The organism is uncultured Microbulbifer sp. (genome assembly GCF_947498635.1).
In the GTDB taxonomy this organism is placed as follows: Bacteria; Pseudomonadota; Gammaproteobacteria; order Pseudomonadales; family Cellvibrionaceae; genus Microbulbifer; species Microbulbifer echini.
Genome location: NZ_CANMKV010000089.1, coordinates 1 through 1,839 on the forward strand (window position 1 = coordinate 1; position 1,839 = coordinate 1,839).

Below are 1,839 nucleotides of genomic sequence, written 5' to 3' on the forward strand. Positions count from 1 at the left end.
TGTTAAATTACTTGAGCCCACTGGAATTTTTGGTGGGTAAACGTGTGTCACTTATGTTGGCAATCTAGGCAACATTTATATAGTGGTCATCATGACTACTATTTCTTTGACCACTATTTCTGATACAAATTTACGACAACACGCCGTCTTTTTCTACTAAATCAATAGATTACGGTCATCTAGTACCATCGGCCTATCTATAAAAGTGATCATCGTGACCACTATCCACAATTTTCACCGCTCTCTCAACCCATTGATTTTGAAGGTTTTATTCGTCAACTTGGGCAATCCCAGAAAATAACAGTCACGGTGACCATAAATCCTCTGCTGACTTGTCGGTTCAGGCTAAGTATCCACCAACACCCGCCAAACCACCCCATCATCCGCCAGCCGCTTGCGCACCTGATACGCCACACCACCAAGGGTAATCACCGCTTCTGCGTTATAAGCCCCCACCTCACTCACCAGCAGACTCAATTCAACACGCGGTACCCGCACGCGCTCATCCTCATCGAAGTCATCGATCTCCTGATCCTTAATTACCCGGCAATCGATATGCTCAGCACCGCTACCGTCTTCATAGGTAGCGGCCTTGCCCCATTTGCGAAACGCGCGCTCTGCGGCTCTCTGGTCCAGGTCCATGGATCACCTAGGCCTTCACGGTGCCCGGTACGCCGGTAAACTTGACCGCTAGGCTGGCAGTACCTGCACCGGCGGCCTCTGCAGCAAAGGCCGTAGCGCCGGTGATATCACCGGTGGCGGCGGTCGCGGCGTTACTATCGAATGCGCTGGAGGCGGTTACCCAGGTGAGGCTTTCGCCCTGATTGATCTCTGCGGCGGATACCTTGGGCACAGTGAATACGCCCTCAATGGCGAGCACGCCGGTTTCACCCACGGCGATATCATCCATCGCCACACCGAGCACTGCGCCGACCGGTACCACCTGGCCGGAGGTAATATCCGCGCTGGTGCTGTTGGTGACATTCAGCATGCGCCCATCTTGTACAAAATTCGTAGCCATTCTCTTTCTCTCGATTGGGTTTGTAACTGAAAGTAAAAAGGCCGCGTGATGCGGCCCTTTTTGGATTCTTTGAGGTTTGATTCGGTTTGAACTGGGTATTAGGTTTTGGGGGTTTTCACCATGCCTTTCGCATCCCAGGCTTTGGCAGCGGCATCGAGGCGTACTTTGAATTCCACCCCATCGATATTCCAGCCGTTTTGCTGTTCCAGCACCGGGGCCTGTTGGCCATCCAGGTAGAGCACTTCGATCGTGTCGTGCGCTACTGGGTCGGCCTTGAGGTACCAGCCATTGTGTCCGCCGAGGCGACCATCGGAGATCACGCTGGCAATATTGCGCACGCTGTTGGGCACGGTGTTAGATTTCTCGGAAGCACCCACTTCAAATTCCGATTCCAGGGCAACCTTTGCGGCCCCCTCGTCGGCGATATCACACAGCAGGAATTTAGGGCGGATATTCAGGAAAGCGGAACCGTCCTTCTGTTTGCCCATCAATACCCGTGCGGCGTCGATGCTGGCGGTATTGATACTCCCCTTTTCTGCAAGGTTGCCATGGTCGGCATGGAACAGGGCTTTGCCATCGGCCATCTTGGGATTATTGAGCAGGATGCTGAACACTAGATCACCCACAGTGCGCACGGCGGCGAGCCCCATCTTTTGTGGGATACGGGTGAAGGCTCCCAGGTCGTCATTGATGATGGCTTGGCGGGTAATCGAGAACATTTCCCCGTAGGTGGCCAGGGCAGCGGTTTCGGCGCGCTCGCCGATGCTCACATATTTAAATTCCGCCCCCGGTGCCACTTGGCGCAGTGCGGGGAAGGT

General features: G+C 54.0%; 3 protein-coding genes. All 3 read right to left on the minus strand.

The genetic code is table 11. The features are described from left to right. Nucleotides 1-345 precede the first annotated feature (345 nt). Nucleotides 346-642 (minus strand): hypothetical protein, encoded by a 297-nt coding sequence (locus Q1A69_RS19855; RefSeq protein ID WP_299589582.1) that lies wholly within the window; start codon nt 640-642, stop codon nt 346-348. A gap of 7 nt (nt 643-649) precedes the next feature. After that, nucleotides 650-1,021 carry a DUF2190 family protein gene (locus Q1A69_RS19860; RefSeq protein WP_299589584.1) on the minus strand — a complete coding sequence of 124 codons (372 nt, stop codon included), beginning with the start codon at nt 1,019-1,021 and terminating at the stop codon, nt 650-652. A gap of 98 nt (nt 1,022-1,119) precedes the next feature. Then, nucleotides 1,120-1,839: Mu-like prophage major head subunit gpT family protein (locus Q1A69_RS19865; protein ID WP_299589588.1), on the minus strand; the 720-nt coding region annotated here is incomplete at its 5' end.